The sequence below is a fragment of the Pedobacter sp. 01T416_2 genome, from assembly GCF_056398925.1.
The window spans coordinates 1-1891 of the sequence record NZ_JBFTQI010000982.1 but is presented as its reverse complement, the minus strand read 5'-3'; the positions used below and the strand labels follow the sequence as shown (position 1 = coordinate 1891).

The following is a 1891-nucleotide window of genomic DNA, read 5'->3' as shown; positions in this document are numbered from 1 at the left end:
TAGGCTTCGAAGAATCGTCATTGCGAGAAGGCTTTTTCAGCCGACGAAGCAATCTTACAACGATCGCTACCAGCGTGCGCATTAAGATTATTCATTTTTGCAGTTGTTTTTAAAGGCATTCATGAGCTCGCTTCGTTCGGTTATCTTCGTTCCTCGCAATGACGATTTTTCTACTGGGGTCTGTCAATGGTAGCGTAGTCGAAGGGCATTTATTTGCGATTTATCAATCTTAAGAAGTCTTCGACTACGCTCTCCACAGGAGTCCTTTGGACAGACTGACGACCGCGGTGCTTATTTAACTTTGCTCAATTTCCTTCAGGCTATTCATTTTCTTATAAGCTAAGAATCCTTTTATATCTTCAAAGTGTTCACGAACGCGTTTGTTGCCAAATTCAAACACTTTTTGTGCTAATCCATCTAAGAAATCCCGGTCATGCGATACCAAAATCAAAGTACCATCAAAATCTTTCAACGCGTCTTTAATAATATCTTTGGTCTTCATATCCAAATGGTTGGTCGGCTCATCCAGGATCAATACATTTACGGGTTCTAACAACAATTTAATCATGGCCAAACGGGTTTTCTCGCYACCAGAAAGTACCTTAACCTTTTTTGTGGTATCATCGCCACTGAACATAAAGGCGCCTAAAAGGTCTTTGATTTTTATTGAGCCGTCGCTTAACGGAATTTGATCAATGGTTTCGAATACCGTTAGGTTTTCATCCAATAATGCGGCCTGATTTTGCGCAAAATAGCCAATCTTAGCATTGTGCCCTACTTTTAAACTGCCTTCGAAATCAATCTCACCCATAATGGCTTTAATCATTGTCGATTTACCTTCGCCGTTTTTACCGACAAAAGCTACTTTTTCTCCTCGTTCGATCACCATAGATGCTTTTTCAAATACAACATGATTGCCATAAGTTTTGGTAAGCTCTTCTACCATTACCGGATACTGACCTGAACGTGGTGATGGAGGAAACTTCAATCTTAATGCCGAAGTATCCACTTCATCGATTTCGATTACTTCGAGTTTCTCGAGCATTTTTACACGCGATTGCACCTGTAAGGTTTTAGAATAGGTTCCTCTAAAGCGGTCGATAAATTCCTGGTTGTCGGCAATAAAACGTTGTTGTTCTTCGTAAGCTTTCAACTGGTGTACACGACGCTCAGCACGCAGTTGAAGATAATGGGTGTATTTGGCCTTATAATCGTATATCCTGCCCATCGTTACCTCAATGGTGCGATTGGTAATGTTATCTACAAAGGTACGATCGTGCGAGATTACCATCACGGCTTTTGCCGAATTGATCAGAAAATCTTCCAACCATTGAATACTTTCGATATCCATGTGGTTGGTAGGCTCATCCAGTAAGATGAGATCAGGTTTCTTTAATAAAATTTTGGCCAACTCGATACGCATACGCCATCCACCCGAAAACTCAGAAGTTTGGCGGGTAAAGTCTTTACGCTCGAAACCCAAACCTTTTAACACTTTCTCTACCTCTGCATCATAATTGGTTTCTTCAATAGAATAAAATTGCTCACTTAATTCAGATACCCGCTCGATAAGCTTCATATAGTCATCGCTTTCGTAATCGGTACGGATAGTAAGTTGTTCATTCAGCTCATCAAGCTCTTTTTGCATCTGGTTTACCTCGGCAAAAGCTTTCATGGTCTCCTCAAAAACAGTAACATTATCATGAGTGAGCAAATGTTGTGGCAAATATGCAATCACAGCTTCTTTCGGACCTGTTACGCTACCAGAAGTAGGTTTAGCTACATCGGCAATGATTTTTAGAATGGTCGACTTGCCTGCACCATTTTTACCCATTAAGGCGATTTTATCGTTCTCGTTTATCGAAAAGGTTACATCGCTAAAAAGGGAGGG

The 1891-nt window shown here is 40.7% G+C and carries 1 protein-coding gene; it reads right to left on the bottom strand.

The genetic code is table 11. The features are described from left to right. Positions 1 to 295: 295 nt before the first annotated feature. Positions 296 to 1891, bottom strand: a 1596-nt coding sequence (locus AC1DPQ_RS26530) for an ABC-F family ATP-binding cassette domain-containing protein (protein WP_477611402.1), incomplete at its 5' end; no start/stop codon positions are given.